Origin of the sequence: Thermoactinomyces vulgaris (assembly GCF_005886755.1) — a bacterium.
Classification (GTDB): Bacteria; Bacillota; Bacilli; order Thermoactinomycetales; family Thermoactinomycetaceae; genus Thermoactinomyces; species Thermoactinomyces vulgaris.
This window is the reverse complement of the sequence record NZ_CP039710.1, coordinates 1,702,482-1,717,800: the sequence shown is the minus strand read 5'-3', so window position 1 is coordinate 1,717,800 and position 15,319 is coordinate 1,702,482. Positions and strand designations below refer to the sequence as shown.

The window sequence follows — 15,319 nt, the reverse complement described above, 5'->3', positions numbered from 1 at the left end:
TGACCTGAATTTGATCCGGTTTCTGATGCATGAACCAAGGGAGGGGAAAAGATGTTTAAGCGGTTGAACCGGATGTTGATCGAATTGCCCGTCCCCGAACACGGGGATGCCAATGCGGCGGCAGCTGTTCAGGAATTGCTCGGCGGACGTTTCGGTGAAATGTCTACCCTGAACAACTATATGTTCCAATCCTTCAATTTTCGTTCCAAAAAGAAACTGAAACCCTTTTACGATCTGGTTGCCAGCATCACGGCCGAGGAATTCGGTCATGTGGAACTTGTCAGTGCAGCCATCAATTTATTGTCCACCGGCCTTACCCGTCCGGGGGATCCGGACACCACCCCATTAAGAAACGGGTTGGATGCCCGAAATTCCTATTACTTTATCGCAACGGCCCAGACCGCGCTTCCTGCCGATTCGATGGGCAATCCATGGAACGGAACTTATGTGTTTAACAGCGGCAATTTGATTGAAGATTTTCTGCACAACTTTTTCCTGGAGATCGGTGCCCGCACCCACAAAATGAGGGTTTACGAAATGACCGATGCACCGGTGGCCCGGGAGATGATCGGTTACCTATTGGTGCGGGGAGGCGTGCATATCGTTGCCTATGCCAAGGCGCTCGAAATCCTGACCGGTGTCGATGTCACCCGCATGCTTCCCATACCGAGTCTGGACAACTCCAAATTTGATCATGCCAGAAAATACATTGAACAAGGACTGGACAACATTCTTTACACCTGGAGTGACCATGACTACCGCGACATCGACAAGATCTGGAGAGGGGAAAACCCGGAAACGGGTGCACCGCTCCGTGTGGTGAAGGGAACGCCGGAAGGAGCCCCTGTGCCTGATTTGGAGAAAAAACCGGAAGAGTTTGCCCCGGGCCTTGACAAAGATCATTATGAGTGGGTGTTAAATAAATTGAAATTTTATATGTAAACGGCTGACAGCCACAGTCCGGCCCCGGCTGGGCTGTTTTCTTTTTTTTGATCCGGTTTCCGGTATATGCGGTTTACTGCGTTATAATGGAGTGGACATCCCAAACAGGAGTGACTGGTCATGAAACAAAATCTGGAAGAAAAAACGATTGCCACCCAAAAAATATTCACCGGAAAAGTCATTGATTTACAAGTGGATGATGTCCTGCTTCCCAACGGAAACGTCTCCAAACGGGAAATTGTGACACACCCCGGCGCCGTGGCGGTCATGGCGCTCAATGAAGAAGACAAGCTCGTGCTTGTACGGCAATTCCGCAAAGCGTTGGAAAAAACGATTTTGGAAATACCGGCGGGAAAATTGGAAAAAGGCGAAGATCCGATGGACAGTGCCCGGCGGGAGTTGGAGGAAGAAACCGGTTATCAGGCCGGTCGTCTGGAAGAAGTGGTTTCGTTTTACACCTCCCCCGGTTTTGCGGATGAAAAAATTCATTTGTATTGGGCAACCGGGCTGCAAAGAGGAACCCGCAATCCGGATGAAGACGAATTTGTGGAGCTGGTCGAGCTGACCATGGAAGAATGTTTCAAGCGGATTGAAACCGGAGAAATCTGCGACGCCAAAACGATTTTTGCCGTTTATTATTGGAAAAACCGGGTGGAAGCCGGCAATGAGTGAACTGAAGACCCTTTATGCCGATTTTCATATTCATATCGGGAGAACCAGCCGCAATCATCCGGTAAAGATTACCGCGGCCCGAAACATGACCTTTGAAAACATCGTCAAAGAGGCACACCATCGCAAGGGGCTCGGCATGATCGGCGTGATTGACAGCCAGTCCCCGCCGGTGCAGGAGGATATTCTCGACGGGCTTCGATCCGGATGTTTCCGGGAGCATCCGGACGGGGGCATCGTTTACAAAGAGACGACCTGTTTGCTCGGAGCCGAAATTGAGATCCGGGAACCGGGCACGGGCCCGGCCCATGTGTTGGTGTTTGTAAAAACGTTGGAGAAGATGCAGCAATTGACGGCCTGGCTGAAAAAGTCGATGAAAAATGTCCAGTTGAGCACCCAAAGGCTTTATCAGCCGGTTTCAAAGTTGCAGGAAAAAGTGGAAGAGCTGGACGGGTTGTTGATTCCTGCCCACATTTTTACGCCGTTTAAAAGTGTTTACGGCAGCGCCGCCGACTCCATGGGAGAGCTTTTTGATTTGAAGAAAGTGGCTGCGGTCGAATTGGGGCTGAGCTCCGACTCGGAATTGGCGGACCGGATTTCGGAGTTGAATGCATTTCTGTTTTTAACGAATTCGGATGCGCACTCCCTGCCGAAAATCGGACGGGAGTACAACCAGCTTTTGGTGAAAGAAGCCAGTTTTGAAGAATTCCGCAAGGCGTTGAACGGGACGGACGGCCGCAAAATCCTTAAAAACTACGGGTTGAATCCGCGGCTGGGAAAATATTACCGGACCCGGTGTTTGGAGTGCGGTGAGCTCTGGACTCATGAAGAAACGCCGGTTTGCATGCATTGCGGAAGCAAAAAGAGAGTCAAAGGCGTTTTGGACCGGATTTTGGAAATCAGTGACCAATCTTGCCGCCATCCGTCATTCCGTCCTCCGTACCAATATCAAGTTCCTTTGGAATTTATCCCGAAACTGGGGAAAAGGACACTGGAAAAACTGCTGGATGCATTTGGCACTGAAATGAACATTCTTCATGAAGTTCCGGTCGAAGCGCTTGAAAGCGTGGCGGGAAGCCACATCGCCCGTCACATTCTCATGGCCCGGGAACAAAAACTGGCTTTCGAAGAAGGCGGGGGAGGCATATACGGACGGGTGAAACCAAGCTGACCACATGAATTGTGGCCGGCTTTTTTTATTCCCGCCTTTTCTTAAAAGATGATCCATTCCGGGAACAAGAAAGAAGAACGTAGTATAATGGATTTAACATCTGTACCGGTTAAGTTTGAGCGATGAAAGGTGAAGAAGGGATTGGGAAAACACCAGAGGTGAAATTTGGAGTGATGGGAATGGCTTATTTGGATTGGTCTCAGAAGTTGCTGAAAGTGAGCGGGTCATGGGTTCTTGTATGTGTGATTCTTTTAATCTTGTTCAAAGGATTGATTTTCCTTCTCCGCAACAAAAAATTATCGGTTTTCATCGCTTGCTTCAAAGGGATTTGGGCTGTCTTTTTTATCCTTTACTATGGTTTGATCTGTATATTTATTTATCGATTTCTGATTTATCCGTCTTTTGACGGGGATCCGGTTTGGGAGATTGGAATGACGCTGATCATTTTTGGCCTGGCGGTTTTGTTCTGGATCGGCCCCGTACGGGGAATCCTGGGATTCAAAGCCACCCGGACCCATCCCGAGGCGGCTGGCGGTTCCAAAGACGGCTGGGTGATTGAAAGCTGGTGGGGGGACGAGGTGTTGCCGGAGCGGAACCGGGATCCGGGCGAATGAACCGGAAGCAGGCAAATCTATAGAATCTTTTCGTATATTTTGGCTTTGTCCGTCATAGTTTCATAGTGATGGACAAAGGAGGCGGAAAGTATGAAAAGAAGACCGGGTCCCTTTGAGCATACACTGAGGTCCCATTTTCAGAGTCAAAAGTCGTTATATATTTTCGTCACGACCCTGTTTATGATGGGAGTGATTTTTGGCGCCGTTTTGGTCAACTCCTTGGATCCGTCTCAAAAAGAAGGGTTGCTTCATTATCTGGGGTATTTTTTTCAGGGGTTAAAAGACGAGACCATTGCCGAGCCGGGGGTTGCTTTCCAACATTCATTGGGAGACCATTTGAAAACGATCGGTTTGATGTGGATTTTGGGCTTGTCGGTCATCGGGATTCCTGTTTTGTTGGTTCTCTTGTTCTTAAAAGGCCTGGTCATCGGGTTTACGGTGGGGTTTCTTTTTTCAAAATTGTCCTGGCAGGGGCTTTGGTTTGCGTTTGTTTCCATTGTGCCGCAAAATTTGCTGATCATCCCGTCGATGATTATCATCACCATGGCCGGCATCCGTTTTTCCATCACCCTGATCAAGAATCGTTTGATTCATCATCGTGGAGCCATTTATCCGCATTTTGTCTCCTTTTCGCTGTTGGTGACGGGCATGGCGGTGGTTATGCTGGTTTCTTCCGCCTTTGAAGCTTATGTTTCCCCGGTGATGATGAAAGAGGTTGTGCCAACCGACATCACTATGAGTCAAAATCCATAATTTATAACAATTATTATTTGATAATATTTCTCGATTGGATTGACTCCTCTGCTTTGGTCAAATATAATGGTGTAAGACAGACAGGGGGGGTGTCGTTATTGGAAGATCGGGTGAATCAAATTAAACAACAATTATCCGCCCATAACTATAAATTGACCCCCCAACGGGAAGCGACGGTCCGTGTGCTTTTGGAAAATGAGGAAGATCATTTGAGCGCGGAGGATGTCTACCTGTTGGTGAAGGAAAAAGCTCCGGAAATCGGGTTGGCAACCGTGTATCGGACGCTGGAGCTTTTAAGTGAATTGCAGATTATCCATAAGTTGAATTTCGGAGATGGTGTAACACGGTATGAATTTCGGGCTGAAGGGGCGGAACATCACCACCATCACCTCATCTGTCTCCATTGTGGTACAGTCGATGAAATTACGGAGGATTTGCTAGGCCCGATTGAGGAACAGGTGGAGAAAGATTTTGATTTTCAGATTGTGGATCATCGGTTGACATTCCATGGAATTTGCCATCGTTGTAAAGGAAAAGTATCCAATTTAAAAAAACTGGTAGGATCTAAAGTGACGTGAGATCTCTTCAGATCTCACGTTTTTTTATGTTTAAAATCCGATATATATTCCATCCTATAAATGGAAGCTCAAACCAAAGGAGGGTGTTGAATATTGAAAGTCGGAATTCCCAAGGAGATCAAAAACAATGAAAATCGTGTCGCCATCACACCCGCTGGTGTCGACCTTTTGGTGCAAGCCGGGCACGAAGTCATGGTGGAGTCCGGTGCCGGCGAGGGAAGCGGATTCAAGGATGAAGAATTTTTGGAGCATGGCGCCCATATTCTTCCTTCCGCGGCCGATGTGTGGGGCAAAGCGGATATGATTTTAAAAGTAAAAGAGCCGTTGAAAGAGGAGTTCCAATATTTTCGCGAGGATTTGATCTTATTTACTTATTTGCATCTTGCGCCGGAGCCGGAATTGACAAAGGCGCTGATGGACCAAAAAGTTTCCGCCGTTGCCTATGAAACGGTGCAATTGGATAACGGGTCCCTGCCGCTTTTAACCCCGATGAGTGAAGTGGCCGGCCGGATGTCCGTGCAAATCGGAGCACGCTTTTTGGAAAAACCGCAAAGCGGTGCAGGCGTGTTATTAGGTGGAGTGCCCGGTGTGGCCCCTGGCAATGTGGTGATTATCGGAGGCGGAACGGTCGGAACCCAAGCCGCCAAAATGGCCTTGGGCATGGGGGCCAATGTGACGATCCTCGATATCAATGCGGAGCGGCTCAGACAGCTGGATGATTTGTTTGCCGGACAACGGATTCAAACGTTGATGTCGAACCGGTTCCATATTGCCGAAGCCGTCAAACAGGCGGATTTATTAATCGGGGCGGTTCTGATTCCGGGACGGCGGGCACCCAAGCTGGTCACGGAAGAGATGGTCCAAACGATGAAAGAAGGATCCGTGATTGTCGACGTGGCGGTGGACCAGGGGGGATCCATCGAAACGGTCGACCGGATTACCACACACAGTAATCCCGTCTATGAGAAATACGGGGTGGTGCACTATGCCGTTCCCAATATCCCCGGTGCGGTTCCCCGGACTTCCACCATGGCTTTAACCAATGTCACCATGCCGTATGCCAAAGAGATTGCCGATAAAGGTTTGGAGCAGGCCGTAAAAGAGAATAAGGCGCTAGCCAAAGGAGTCAACGTGATCCACGGGCACGTGACCTACAAAGCCGTGGCGGAAAGCCTCGATTTGCCTTATACGCCGCTTGATGAGGTGATGGGATAAAGGGATGTTTCACTCCCGGATGATGTCATAAAAGATTGTCTTTCACATAATGTTTATAAAAATGTTTGAAAAGGGACGATCTTTTATGGTAATTTCTTTGCGTAAGGTGAAACAGTGGGTAAAATTTTTGTTATTATTTACCTTATTTACGCTTTTGCTGTATCAGCTTTTCATGATCCTGGCTCCTTATTTCCAACCGGACTTTCTGTATGAAGAGCCTTCCGGCGGAGCGGTGAAAGTGATTGCACAAAATATAGATACTCATGAATCCTCATCCACGCTGAAAGAAATGAAAGAACGGTTGCTTTTGTTTTACTGGATGGGGGAATGAAAAAGAACGCCCACCGTTCTTTTTTTTTCTCATGGATTATAATGGGAATCGGAAGGAGATGAAGAGATGAATCGTTTTAAACGTGTCGCCTTGATTGTATTAGACAGTGTCGGAATCGGGGCTTTGCCGGATGCCGGTGAATTTAATGATGAAGGTGCGCATACGCTGGGGCATATTGCCGAATATGGAGACGGGCTCAAAATGCCGAATATGCAAAGCCTCGGGTTGGGAAATATCGAAGCCTTGAAAGGGATTGAGCCGGTCGCGGAACCCGAGGCCTGGTACGGAAAAATGAAGGAGATCTCCAGAGGAAAAGATACAACCACCGGACACTGGGAGTTTATGGGGATTTATACGGACAAGCCCTTTAAAACCTATCCGGACGGATTTCCCACGGAATTGATTCAAGCGTTTGAGGAAAGAACCGGACGCAAAGTGATCGGGAACAAACCGGCTTCCGGAACGGAAATCATCAAAGAATTGGGCGAAGAGCACATGAAAACCGGTGCATTGATTGTCTATACTTCCGCCGATAGCGTGTTTCAGATTGCCGCCCATGAGGAAGTGGTGCCACTGGAGGAATTGTACCGGATTTGTGAAATCGCCCGTGAATTGACCCTGGATGAAAAATATTCCGTCATTCGCGTGATTGCCCGGCCGTTTGTGGGACAACCCGGAAATTTCACCCGTACGGCCAACCGCAGGGATTATTCGGTCAAACCGCCGGAAAAAACCGTGTTGAATCATTTGAAAGAAGCGGGCAAAGATGTGATCTCCATTGGGAAGATTTCCGATATTTATGCCGGTGAAGGAATTACATATTCCCTGAAGACCAAATCCAATATGGATGGCGTGGATCAGTTCCTCAATATCATGAAAGAGGATTTTCACGGACTGGCGTTTGTGAATTTGGTGGACTTTGATGCCAAATACGGCCATCGCCGGGATCCGGAAGGATATCAACAAGCGTTGGAAGAGTTTGATGCGCGGGTGCCGGAGATTTTGGCATCTCTCCAAGAAGATGATTTATTGATCATCACCGCCGACCACGGAAACGATCCAACCCATCATGGAACCGATCACACCCGGGAATACACGCCGCTTTGGGTGTATGGGAAACGTTTGGTCAAGCCCGGACAATCGTTGGGTGTGCGGGAATGTTTTGCAGACGTGGGAGCCACTATTGCAGAAAACTTTGATGTGACCATGCCGAAAATCGGAAAAAGCTTTCTGAAAGAATTGAAATAAAAGGAGTGGTTGAAACCGTGAGTGTGACGAAAGAACAAATCAAAGAAGCCGCAGAGTCGATTCGCGGACAAATGAAGGATAAACCGCAAGTCGGATTGATTTTGGGGTCCGGACTGGGCGTGTTGGCCGAAGAAATTCAGGAGCCGGTCACCAGCCGTTATCAAGATATCCCGCATTTCCCGGTTTCCACGGTGGAAGGGCATGCAGGAGAGCTGATTTCCGGGAAATTGGAGAATAAAAATGTGATGGTCATGGCCGGACGATTCCATTTGTATGAAGGACATGACCCGTCATCGGTGGTGTTCCCCATCCGTGTGATGAAAGAACTGGGAGTGGAAACGATTTTGGTCACCAACGCGGCCGGAGGAGTCAACCAGTCTTATGAACCGGGGGACTTGATGGTGATTCGCGACCACATTAATCTGATGTTCCGGAATCCTTTGGTCGGTCCGAATGATCCGGAACTCGGGGACCGTTTCCCGGATATGTCGGTTGCTTATGATGAAGAATTGCGCAAGTTGGCCCATCAGGTTGCGAAGGAACAGGGTTTCTCCCTGCAGGAAGGCGTCTATGCCGGTGTGTTGGGCCCGTCTTATGAAACGCCGGCCGAAATCCGCATGATCCGGACGCTGGGCGGAGATGCGGTCGGCATGTCGACGGTGCCGGAAGTGATTGCGGCCCGGCATGCGGGAATCCGGGTATTGGGGATTTCTTGCATTTCAAACATGGCGGCGGGCATTTTGCCGCAACCGCTTTCGCATGAAGAAGTGATCGAAACCGGTAACCGTGTCAAAGGGAAATTTATCAAACTGGTGAAAGGGATTTTGCAACAGTTGGATTAATCGGAAGGGAAGAAGATGGAACCATGATTTTTCATGGTTCCATCTTCTTTTTTATGGTGTTTTTTGGGATAAACAGAGTACATCCATGTTGAAAAAAAATTAACATAATTTATAATAATAGATGTGTTTTTATGTTTTAATCAAAGGGGGAAACCGATGAAGAAAACGAAAAAGGTGTTTGCCCTTCTTTCTTCTTCACTTTTGCTCGGATCCATTGTTATGTCGCCGGTGGCGGGATGGACGGAAAAAGTGGAAGCAAAAGAAGCGGAAACACGGGTTGATTGGTCATTGGTGAATGAAAATGCATTGATTCAGCATTTGAAAGAGAAGGGGAAACTGGATCAAGATGCAAGCCCTGAGGAAATCAACCAAGCCGTGAAAGAATACGTGATGGACGGAAGTGTTCCTTTCAGCCAAACCGAAGGGATCGACACTTCTTCCAAATTTGGTGAAGAAGCATACAAAGGGAAGAAAAAGATCCAACAAAAAGTATTCGACAAAATCAGCAAAATCGATGAAAATACCGTTCAAGCACTGAAAGAGAACAAAAAATCTTTTAATGACCGCGCGGTTGTGGCCTTGATTGAATTTCCTGATTTTCCACACAATTCCATCAAAAAGAAAGAAAACCAGTTTTGGGTGAAAGATTTTAATCCGGAACATTACGAACAGCTGTTGTTCAACCGCGATGGATTTACCATGGATAACGGGGAGAAAATCCCGTCCTTGCGCCAATTTTATCTCGAACAATCCGTCGGGTACTGGAATGTGGTTGGCGAAGTGACCCCTTGGGTTCAAGCAAAGCATGAAGCGAAATATTATGGAGGACACCAGGACCAAGGGGATTATGAATTAAAAGATGCCCGTCCCCGTGAGTTGGTGATGGAAACGTTGGCGGCCGTCGGCCAACAAATTGCCGGAAAAGAGGAATTGTATGACCAACGGGATCCGTATGATCTTGACAATGACGGCGATGTCATGGAACCGGACGGCTTGTTGGACAACCTGTTCATTGTCCACTCCGGTGAAGGCGAAGAAGCGGGGGGCGGCGATTTGGGCGAAGACGCGATTTGGTCCCACCGTTCAGTGATCGGTCCGGAGCCGGTTCCGATTCCGGGAACCAATTTAAAGGCTTTTGATTATATCATTCAGCCGGAAGATGGTGCGGCCGGTGTCTTTGCCCATGAATACGGCCATAATCTCGGATTGCCGGATGAATATGACACCGGATACACCGGAGCCGGTTCCCCGATCGAGGCTTGGTCTTTGATGTCTTACGGCAGTTGGACGGGGAAAATCCCGGGGACCGAACCGACCGGATTCAGCCCGTGGGCAAAACTGTATTTCCAAGAAACTTACGGCGGAACCTGGCCGATCGCCACTGTCATAGATTACGACCGACTGCACCAAAAAAGAGCGGCGGTGTTAAAAGAAGCGGTGGCGCAATCCAGCAAAGGAAAAATCCTGAAAATCAACCTGCCGGACCAGCTGGTGGATCCGCCGACCCAGCCAAGAGGAAAGAAATCGTATTTCTCTGACAAAGGAAATATGCTGAACACAAAGCTGACATCGGCGGAAATTGATTTGACCCATGCTTCGGAAGCGAAATTGCAATTTGAATCGTGGCGTCAGATTGAGGCAGGTTATGATTTCTTGTATGTCAATGTTTATGCCGACGGGAAAAAGGAAACCATCCGGCAATACGATGATGACACCAACGGCAAATGGGTTGAAGAAGAGTTGGATTTGACTCCGTACACCGGCAAAAAAATCAAAATCGAATTTAATTACGTCACGGATATCGGATTGATGATGGAAGGGTTCTATGTGGACAATATCGCTGTCACCGCAGATGGAAAAATGGTCTTTTCCGATGATGCCGAAGGCGATCCAAAATTCACACTGGATGGTTTCAAAGTATTTGACGGGTCCAAAATTCCCTTTGAACAATATTACTTGGTGGAATGGCGAACCCATCACGGAATGGATCTGGCCCTGAAGCATCTTCGCCGCGGACAAACCATGTTGAGTTATGATCCCGGAATGGTGGTCTGGTTTTATGATGCCCGTTGGGGAGAAGACAACATGACGGGGCTCCATCCGGGAGAAGGTTTCCTCGGCGTGGTTGATGCCCATCAACGCGGGCATTACTGGAACGACGGAACCGTGGCGGACACCCGGTATCAAATCAATGATGCGGCTTTCGGATTCAAAAAGACTTCCCCTATCGATATCGAGTTCAACGGTTCCTACATGAAGTATGATCCGTTGCCGGGAATTCCGGCGTTTTATGACGGACACGATTACACCAGCCCGTTTAATCCGGACGGAGGAAAGATCCTGCCCCATTACGGAATCGGAATCGCTTTGAAAAAAGTGAAAAACGGTGAAAAAGAAGTGATTGTGGAAGTATCCAAAAAATAAAAAGCAATGACTGAAAAAAGACTTTGCTGCTTTTAGCGGTAAAGTCTTTTCTTTTTTGGCATAATTATCCGGCTCGTGGTTCAAACTATAGATACTGCTATTGGGGAGGGAATTGGAATGCTGAAAAAGCTCAGCTGTTTAATCCTGTCGCTCGGCTTGATGGCCGTTTCGTTGATCCCGTCACAACCGGTTTCGGCCGAAGAGGCGGAAACCGATTTGGCGCCGGAAGCCGTTTCCGCCATTCTGCTGGATGCCGGGACGGGAAAAGTGTTGTACGAAAAAAACAGCCATCAACCGTTGCCTCCTGCAAGCATTACCAAAGTGATGACCATGTTACTGGTCATGGAGGCAATCGATCAGGGGAAAATATCCTGGTCGGATCCGGTGCGTGTCAGTGAACATGCCGCTTCCATGGGCGGGAGCCAGATTTTCCTCGAACCGGGGGAACAAATGACCGTCCATGACTTGTTTAAGGCGATGGCCATTTCATCAGCCAATGATGCGGCAGTGGCACTGGCGGAATATTTGGGAGGCACGGAAGAGCGTTTTGTGAAAATGATGAATGACAAAGCCAAGGAATTGGGACTGAAAAATACACATTTTGAAAATTGCAACGGCTTGCCGGCATCAGGCCATTACTCTTCCGCTTATGATATTGCCGTGATGTCCAGGGAACTTCTTTCTTATCCCAAAGTGACCAACTATACGGGACTTTACGAAGATTACCTGAGGAAAAATTCGAAAAAACCGTTCTGGCTGGTCAATACCAACAAATTGGTCCGGTTTTATCCGGGAATGGACGGGTTGAAAACCGGATACACTTCCGAGGCGAAATATTGCTTGACGGCCACGGCCAAAAGGAACAATCTCCGGTTTATCGCCGTGGTGATGGGCGAACCAGATGTCAAGAAGCGGAATCAGGAAGTTTTCTCGATGATGGATCATGCATTTAACCATTACACAAGCCAACGGATTTACAACAAAGGGGATTTGATCGCGGAAAAACGGATTGATAAAGGAAATCCGGACAAAATCCGCATTGAAGCCAAACAGCCGATCGACATGTTGATAAAAAAAGGCGAATCCATCCGTGATTATCAAAAGAAATGGGTTTGGGAGGATTTAAAGGCTCCCGTCAAAAAAGGAGACCGTCTTGGAAAACTGCAGATCGTTAAGGACGGACAAGTTGTTGCCGAGTGGAATTTGATCAGCAGCATGGAGATCCAAAAAGCAAACCTCTGGACCTCTGTGAAGCGAAGTTTGAAAGAAATGCTTTTTTTGCCGGATGATGTGAATACACAGATGTAGAAGGAAAGAGGATTCTGGACAATCTTGTCAGGAATCCTCATTTTTTGGTTATTTTTTGCAGACGGAAGGAAAGGGCCGAAAAATCATAGAAGATATGGGAAAAAAAGAAAGGGGCGGGAGAGATGAGCTTATCCCTGCAAATGGATTCCGACCGTCAGGTTTTGATCGTCCGGCTGGCCGGAGAACTTGACCATCATCATGCCGAAAAAGTGCGTGCTTCGATTGAAGCCGAATTGGAAAAAGGGGAGTTTCGCCACCTGGTGTTGAATCTGGCCCGTTTGGAATTTATGGACAGTTCCGGATTGGGTGTGATTTTGGGGCGTTATAAAAAAGTTTCCCAGTTGGGAGGAAAAATGATTCTCTGTTCCATTCAGCCGCCTGTATACCGCTTGATGGAAATGTCGGGGTTATTTAAAATTTTGCCTACATACGAAAATGAAAAGCATGCAATTTCAGCTTGCGGGGTGGCGTCATGAGCGAAACAGGGAAAAATTTCATGGAATTGAAATTCAGCAGTCGTTCGGAAAATGAAGCGTTTGCCAGAGTGACGGTCGCTTCTTTTATCTCTCAATTGGATCCGACGGTGGAGGAATTGACCGAGATCAAGACGGTTGTTTCCGAAGCGGTGACCAATGCGGTGATTCATGGATATGAAGAAAAAGAGGATGGGGTCATCTATATCCGGACGGATATCGAGGGGCAAAAAATCAGCATCACCATTTCCGATCAGGGCATCGGCATTGAAGATATCAACGAAGCCAGACAACCGCTTTACACGTCCAAACCGGAATTGGAACGGTCGGGCATGGGATTTACCATCATGGAAAATTTCATGGATGAAGTGATGATTCATTCCAAACCGGGGAAAGGCACAACCGTTCACATGGTGAAATACTTGAAAAGCCGTCAGCAGACGATGGCTCATTGAGGGATGCCTATGGAACCGGATGTATACAACAACAGGCACAGCCATTTGTCGGATGAAGAAGTGAAAAAACTGATTCAGGCCAGTCAAAACGGGGACATGGAGTCCCGGAACCGTTTGATTCGTCATAATATTCGGTTGGTTTGGTCGGTGGTGCAACGGTTTTTGAACCGCGGATATGAGGCGGAGGATTTATTCCAGATCGGATGTATCGGTTTGTTGAAAGCAGTGGATAAATTTGACTTGAACTATGACGTGAAATTTTCCACTTATGCCGTTCCGATGATTATTGGCGAAATACAGCGGTTTTTGCGTGATGATGGAATGGTGAAAGTGAGCCGGTCGTTAAAGGAGATGGCCAACCGCATCCGCAAAACGAAAGACCATTTGTCCAAAAAATACGGGCGTTTGCCGACCATTCAGGAAATTGCCAATGAGATGGGAGTGGACCCCGAGGAGATTGTTTTTGCCCAAGAAGCCAACCGGGCTCCTGCTTCGATCCATGAAACCGTCTACGAAAATGACGGCGACCCGATTACCTTGATGGACCAGATTGCAGACGAGCCGGTGACCACCTGGTTTGACAAGCTGGCCATCAAAGAAGCGATTCATCGTTTGAGCGATCGGGAAAAGTTAATCGTTTATCTTCGTTATTACAAAGACCAGACACAGTCCGAAGTGGCAAGCCGGCTGGGCATTTCCCAAGTTCAGGTCTCGCGGTTGGAAAAAAAAATTATTGCCAAAATGCGACAGGAGCTGGATATCCAGAAAGAAAACCGGTAATTTCAGGCTTCAAGCACCTTGACGGTGCTTTTTTATATTTTACCAGTTCTGCACATACTAACGGATGATCGAAGTGTTTTTTTAAAGGAGTTGCCCGCAGATGAAAGACATGTTAACCATCCGTCTCAAAAAGAAAGTCGTCATAAAACCTGGGCAACCATTGTATCTGAAAGATATTTCCCGGTTGGATTCTGCGCGAGAGGAAATTGCATGCAAAGTCAAAGATTTAATCATTTATGACCCGCAGGTACAGCATGGGAGTTTTTATGTGATTGATGTGATGGATGTCATGGACATCATCCACAAACATTTTCCGGCATTGGATGTTCGTCATGCGGGGCCGCCGCAAACATTGGTTGAGATCTCCGGCAATTTGCGGCCGCCTTCGATCATCCTTGTCCTGATGGTGATGATTCTTTTATTTATCGGTTCCGGACTGGCCATCATGAATTTTCACATGGATGTCAGCATGCCCCAGGTTCATGAACGAATTTATTATCTGATTACCGGGGAACATAAATCATCCCCCTTGATCATGCAAATTCCTTATTCGTTGGGCATCGGGATCGGCATTTTTGTCTTTTTTAACCGCTTGATTAAAAAACGGTTGAAAGAAGAACCAAGTCCGTTGGAGCTGGAGATGTTCCTGTATCAGGAAAATATTGAACAATACATGATCGATCATGAAAAGCGGAAAGAGGATTCCGGTTGCCATGAATCTGTTCCATGACTTGCTTCTCATCATCATCGGTCTGGCGGGAGGGACGGTGGTCGGTGGCGGTTTTGTCGCTTTTATCACCGTGCTTGACATTGTTCCGAGACTGGCACAAGTGACAAGGACACCACAAATGATCGCCCTCTATGAGTACAGCATCGGACTTGGCGTTTTGTTTTTTACCTGGTTGGACTTTCGTTCGTTTTCGCTTTCGATACCAGGTGTTTTCACTTTGATCGTCGGCCTGTTCATGGGGGTGTTTGTCGGCCTTTTGGCGGCGGCACTGACAGAGGTGGTAAACGTCATCCCGATTATGGCAAAGCGTTTGAACATGGAAGGTTATTTGGTTTATTTTCTGCTGGCAATGGCACTCGGCAAAGTGGCCGGTTCCATTGCGGAATGGATGTTTTTTTGATACTGATCAAGAAAGAAAGGGTGTATGAGAAATGGGTTCTTATTGGGCTGCTTTTTTGGTGGGGGGGTTGATTTGCGTGATTGGACAGTTGTTGATTGACTTAACCAATTTGACACCGGCACACGTCCTCAGCCTATTGGTGGTTGCCGGTGCGGTGTTGGACGGATTCGGATTGTACGATCCGTTGATCCAGTTTGCCGGAGCCGGCGCAACGGTTCCGATTACAAGCTTTGGAAATTCATTGGTGCACGGGGCATTGTCGGAAGCACATCGCAACGGATTCATCGGGGTGTTGTCAGGGATCTTTCAAATCACAAGTTCAGGTATATCCGCGGCCATTATCTTCGGCTTTCTGACAGCGGCGATTTTCAAGCCCAAAGGTTGAT

18 protein-coding genes are annotated in these 15,319 nt (G+C 47.7%); all 18 read left to right on the top strand.

All coding sequences use genetic code 11. The features are described 5' to 3' along the window. Nucleotides 1–51 precede the first annotated feature (51 nt). The 18 genes from FA954_RS08780 (at nt 52) to spoVAE (ending at nt 15,318) form a co-directional block, all read left to right on the top strand. Nucleotides 52–942 carry a manganese catalase family protein gene (locus tag FA954_RS08780; RefSeq protein ID WP_138615017.1) on the top strand — a complete coding sequence of 297 codons (891 nt, stop codon included), beginning with the start codon at nt 52–54 and terminating at the stop codon, nt 940–942. A gap of 120 nt (nt 943–1,062) precedes the next feature. Continuing rightward, nucleotides 1,063–1,614, top strand: a complete 552-nt coding sequence (locus FA954_RS08775) for an NUDIX hydrolase (protein ID WP_037997480.1) — start codon at nt 1,063–1,065, stop codon at nt 1,612–1,614. Continuing rightward, a complete protein-coding gene (locus FA954_RS08770; RefSeq protein WP_138615016.1) occupies nt 1,607–2,782 on the top strand; it encodes an endonuclease Q family protein in 1,176 nt (391 codons plus the stop codon). The genes FA954_RS08775 and FA954_RS08770 overlap by 8 nt, the downstream gene beginning before the upstream one ends. A 158-nt stretch (nt 2,783–2,940) precedes the next feature. Continuing rightward, a complete protein-coding gene (locus tag FA954_RS08765) occupies nt 2,941–3,396 on the top strand; it encodes a hypothetical protein (RefSeq protein WP_131470936.1) in 456 nt (151 codons plus the stop codon). A 90-nt stretch (nt 3,397–3,486) separates the two neighbouring features. Continuing rightward, nucleotides 3,487–4,149 carry a stage II sporulation protein M gene (spoIIM, locus tag FA954_RS08760; RefSeq protein ID WP_062842963.1) on the top strand — a complete coding sequence of 221 codons (663 nt, stop codon included), beginning with the start codon at nt 3,487–3,489 and terminating at the stop codon, nt 4,147–4,149. Between the two features lie 98 nt (nt 4,150–4,247). Then, the gene (fur, locus tag FA954_RS08755) at nt 4,248–4,727 is read left to right on the top strand and encodes a ferric iron uptake transcriptional regulator (protein ID WP_037997491.1); all 480 of its coding nucleotides are present in this window, start codon (nt 4,248–4,250) and stop codon (nt 4,725–4,727) included. Between the two features lie 93 nt (nt 4,728–4,820). Then, on the top strand, nt 4,821–5,942 hold the full coding sequence (gene ald, locus FA954_RS08750; RefSeq protein ID WP_049719970.1) for an alanine dehydrogenase: 1,122 nt from the start codon (nt 4,821–4,823) through the stop codon (nt 5,940–5,942). Nucleotides 5,943–6,027: 85 nt separating this feature from the next. Then, on the top strand, nt 6,028–6,273 hold the full coding sequence (locus FA954_RS08745) for a DUF4227 family protein (protein ID WP_037997497.1): 246 nt from the start codon (nt 6,028–6,030) through the stop codon (nt 6,271–6,273). Between the two features lie 66 nt (nt 6,274–6,339). Then, nucleotides 6,340–7,521: a phosphopentomutase gene (gene deoB, locus FA954_RS08740; protein WP_049719971.1), complete on the top strand. Its 1,182-nt coding sequence runs from the start codon at nt 6,340–6,342 to the stop codon at nt 7,519–7,521. 71 nt (nt 7,522–7,592) lie between these two features. Next, entirely contained in the window at nt 7,593–8,363 is a 771-nt protein-coding gene (locus tag FA954_RS08735) for a purine-nucleoside phosphorylase (protein WP_049720042.1), read from the top strand. Between the two features lie 156 nt (nt 8,364–8,519). Next, on the top strand, nt 8,520–10,787 hold the full coding sequence (locus FA954_RS08730; RefSeq protein ID WP_138615015.1) for an immune inhibitor A domain-containing protein: 2,268 nt from the start codon (nt 8,520–8,522) through the stop codon (nt 10,785–10,787). 117 nt (nt 10,788–10,904) lie between these two features. Beyond that, nucleotides 10,905–12,095 carry a D-alanyl-D-alanine carboxypeptidase family protein gene (locus FA954_RS08725; protein WP_037997501.1) on the top strand — a complete coding sequence of 397 codons (1,191 nt, stop codon included), beginning with the start codon at nt 10,905–10,907 and terminating at the stop codon, nt 12,093–12,095. Nucleotides 12,096–12,217: 122 nt separating this feature from the next. Further along, entirely contained in the window at nt 12,218–12,571 is a 354-nt protein-coding gene (gene spoIIAA / locus FA954_RS08720) for an anti-sigma F factor antagonist (RefSeq protein ID WP_037997504.1), read from the top strand. Then, complete coding sequence (gene spoIIAB, locus FA954_RS08715; RefSeq protein ID WP_037997507.1) at nt 12,568–13,023, top strand: anti-sigma F factor; 456 nt, start codon at nt 12,568–12,570, stop codon at nt 13,021–13,023. Before spoIIAA ends, spoIIAB begins: the two co-directional genes overlap by 4 nt. A 9-nt stretch (nt 13,024–13,032) precedes the next feature. After that, complete coding sequence (gene sigF, locus FA954_RS08710) at nt 13,033–13,803, top strand: RNA polymerase sporulation sigma factor SigF (protein ID WP_037997510.1); 771 nt, start codon at nt 13,033–13,035, stop codon at nt 13,801–13,803. 100 nt (nt 13,804–13,903) lie between these two features. Next, on the top strand, nt 13,904–14,533 hold the full coding sequence (locus tag FA954_RS08705; RefSeq protein ID WP_037997511.1) for a stage V sporulation protein AA: 630 nt from the start codon (nt 13,904–13,906) through the stop codon (nt 14,531–14,533). Beyond that, nucleotides 14,517–14,933, top strand: a complete 417-nt coding sequence (locus tag FA954_RS08700) for a stage V sporulation protein AB (RefSeq protein ID WP_037997513.1) — start codon at nt 14,517–14,519, stop codon at nt 14,931–14,933. The genes FA954_RS08705 and FA954_RS08700 overlap by 17 nt, the downstream gene beginning before the upstream one ends. Before the next feature lie 31 nt (nt 14,934–14,964). After that, nucleotides 14,965–15,318 carry a stage V sporulation protein AE gene (gene spoVAE, locus FA954_RS08695; RefSeq protein WP_037997515.1) on the top strand — a complete coding sequence of 118 codons (354 nt, stop codon included), beginning with the start codon at nt 14,965–14,967 and terminating at the stop codon, nt 15,316–15,318. Nucleotide 15,319: the final 1 nt, after the last annotated feature.

What these genes read in the sequence shown, in the direction of transcription:
- spoIIM (WP_062842963.1), top strand. Translation starts at nt 3,487, where the DNA reads ATGAAAAGAAGACCGGGTCCCTTTGAGCATACACTGAGGTCCCATTTT.
- deoB (WP_049719971.1), top strand. Translation starts at nt 6,340, where the DNA reads ATGAATCGTTTTAAACGTGTCGCCTTGATTGTATTAGACAGTGTCGGA.
- spoVAE (WP_037997515.1), top strand. Translation starts at nt 14,965, where the DNA reads ATGGGTTCTTATTGGGCTGCTTTTTTGGTGGGGGGGTTGATTTGCGTG.
- FA954_RS08730 (WP_138615015.1), top strand. Translation starts at nt 8,520, where the DNA reads ATGAAGAAAACGAAAAAGGTGTTTGCCCTTCTTTCTTCTTCACTTTTG.
- FA954_RS08745 (WP_037997497.1), top strand. Translation starts at nt 6,028, where the DNA reads ATGGTAATTTCTTTGCGTAAGGTGAAACAGTGGGTAAAATTTTTGTTA.
- spoIIAA (WP_037997504.1), top strand. Translation starts at nt 12,218, where the DNA reads ATGAGCTTATCCCTGCAAATGGATTCCGACCGTCAGGTTTTGATCGTC.
- FA954_RS08725 (WP_037997501.1), top strand. Translation starts at nt 10,905, where the DNA reads ATGCTGAAAAAGCTCAGCTGTTTAATCCTGTCGCTCGGCTTGATGGCC.
- FA954_RS08735 (WP_049720042.1), top strand. Translation starts at nt 7,593, where the DNA reads ATGAAGGATAAACCGCAAGTCGGATTGATTTTGGGGTCCGGACTGGGC.
- FA954_RS08705 (WP_037997511.1), top strand. Translation starts at nt 13,904, where the DNA reads ATGAAAGACATGTTAACCATCCGTCTCAAAAAGAAAGTCGTCATAAAA.
- sigF (WP_037997510.1), top strand. Translation starts at nt 13,033, where the DNA reads ATGGAACCGGATGTATACAACAACAGGCACAGCCATTTGTCGGATGAA.
- FA954_RS08775 (WP_037997480.1), top strand. Translation starts at nt 1,063, where the DNA reads ATGAAACAAAATCTGGAAGAAAAAACGATTGCCACCCAAAAAATATTC.
- FA954_RS08770 (WP_138615016.1), top strand. Translation starts at nt 1,607, where the DNA reads ATGAGTGAACTGAAGACCCTTTATGCCGATTTTCATATTCATATCGGG.
- FA954_RS08700 (WP_037997513.1), top strand. Translation starts at nt 14,517, where the DNA reads ATGAATCTGTTCCATGACTTGCTTCTCATCATCATCGGTCTGGCGGGA.
- FA954_RS08780 (WP_138615017.1), top strand. Translation starts at nt 52, where the DNA reads ATGTTTAAGCGGTTGAACCGGATGTTGATCGAATTGCCCGTCCCCGAA.
- spoIIAB (WP_037997507.1), top strand. Translation starts at nt 12,568, where the DNA reads ATGAGCGAAACAGGGAAAAATTTCATGGAATTGAAATTCAGCAGTCGT.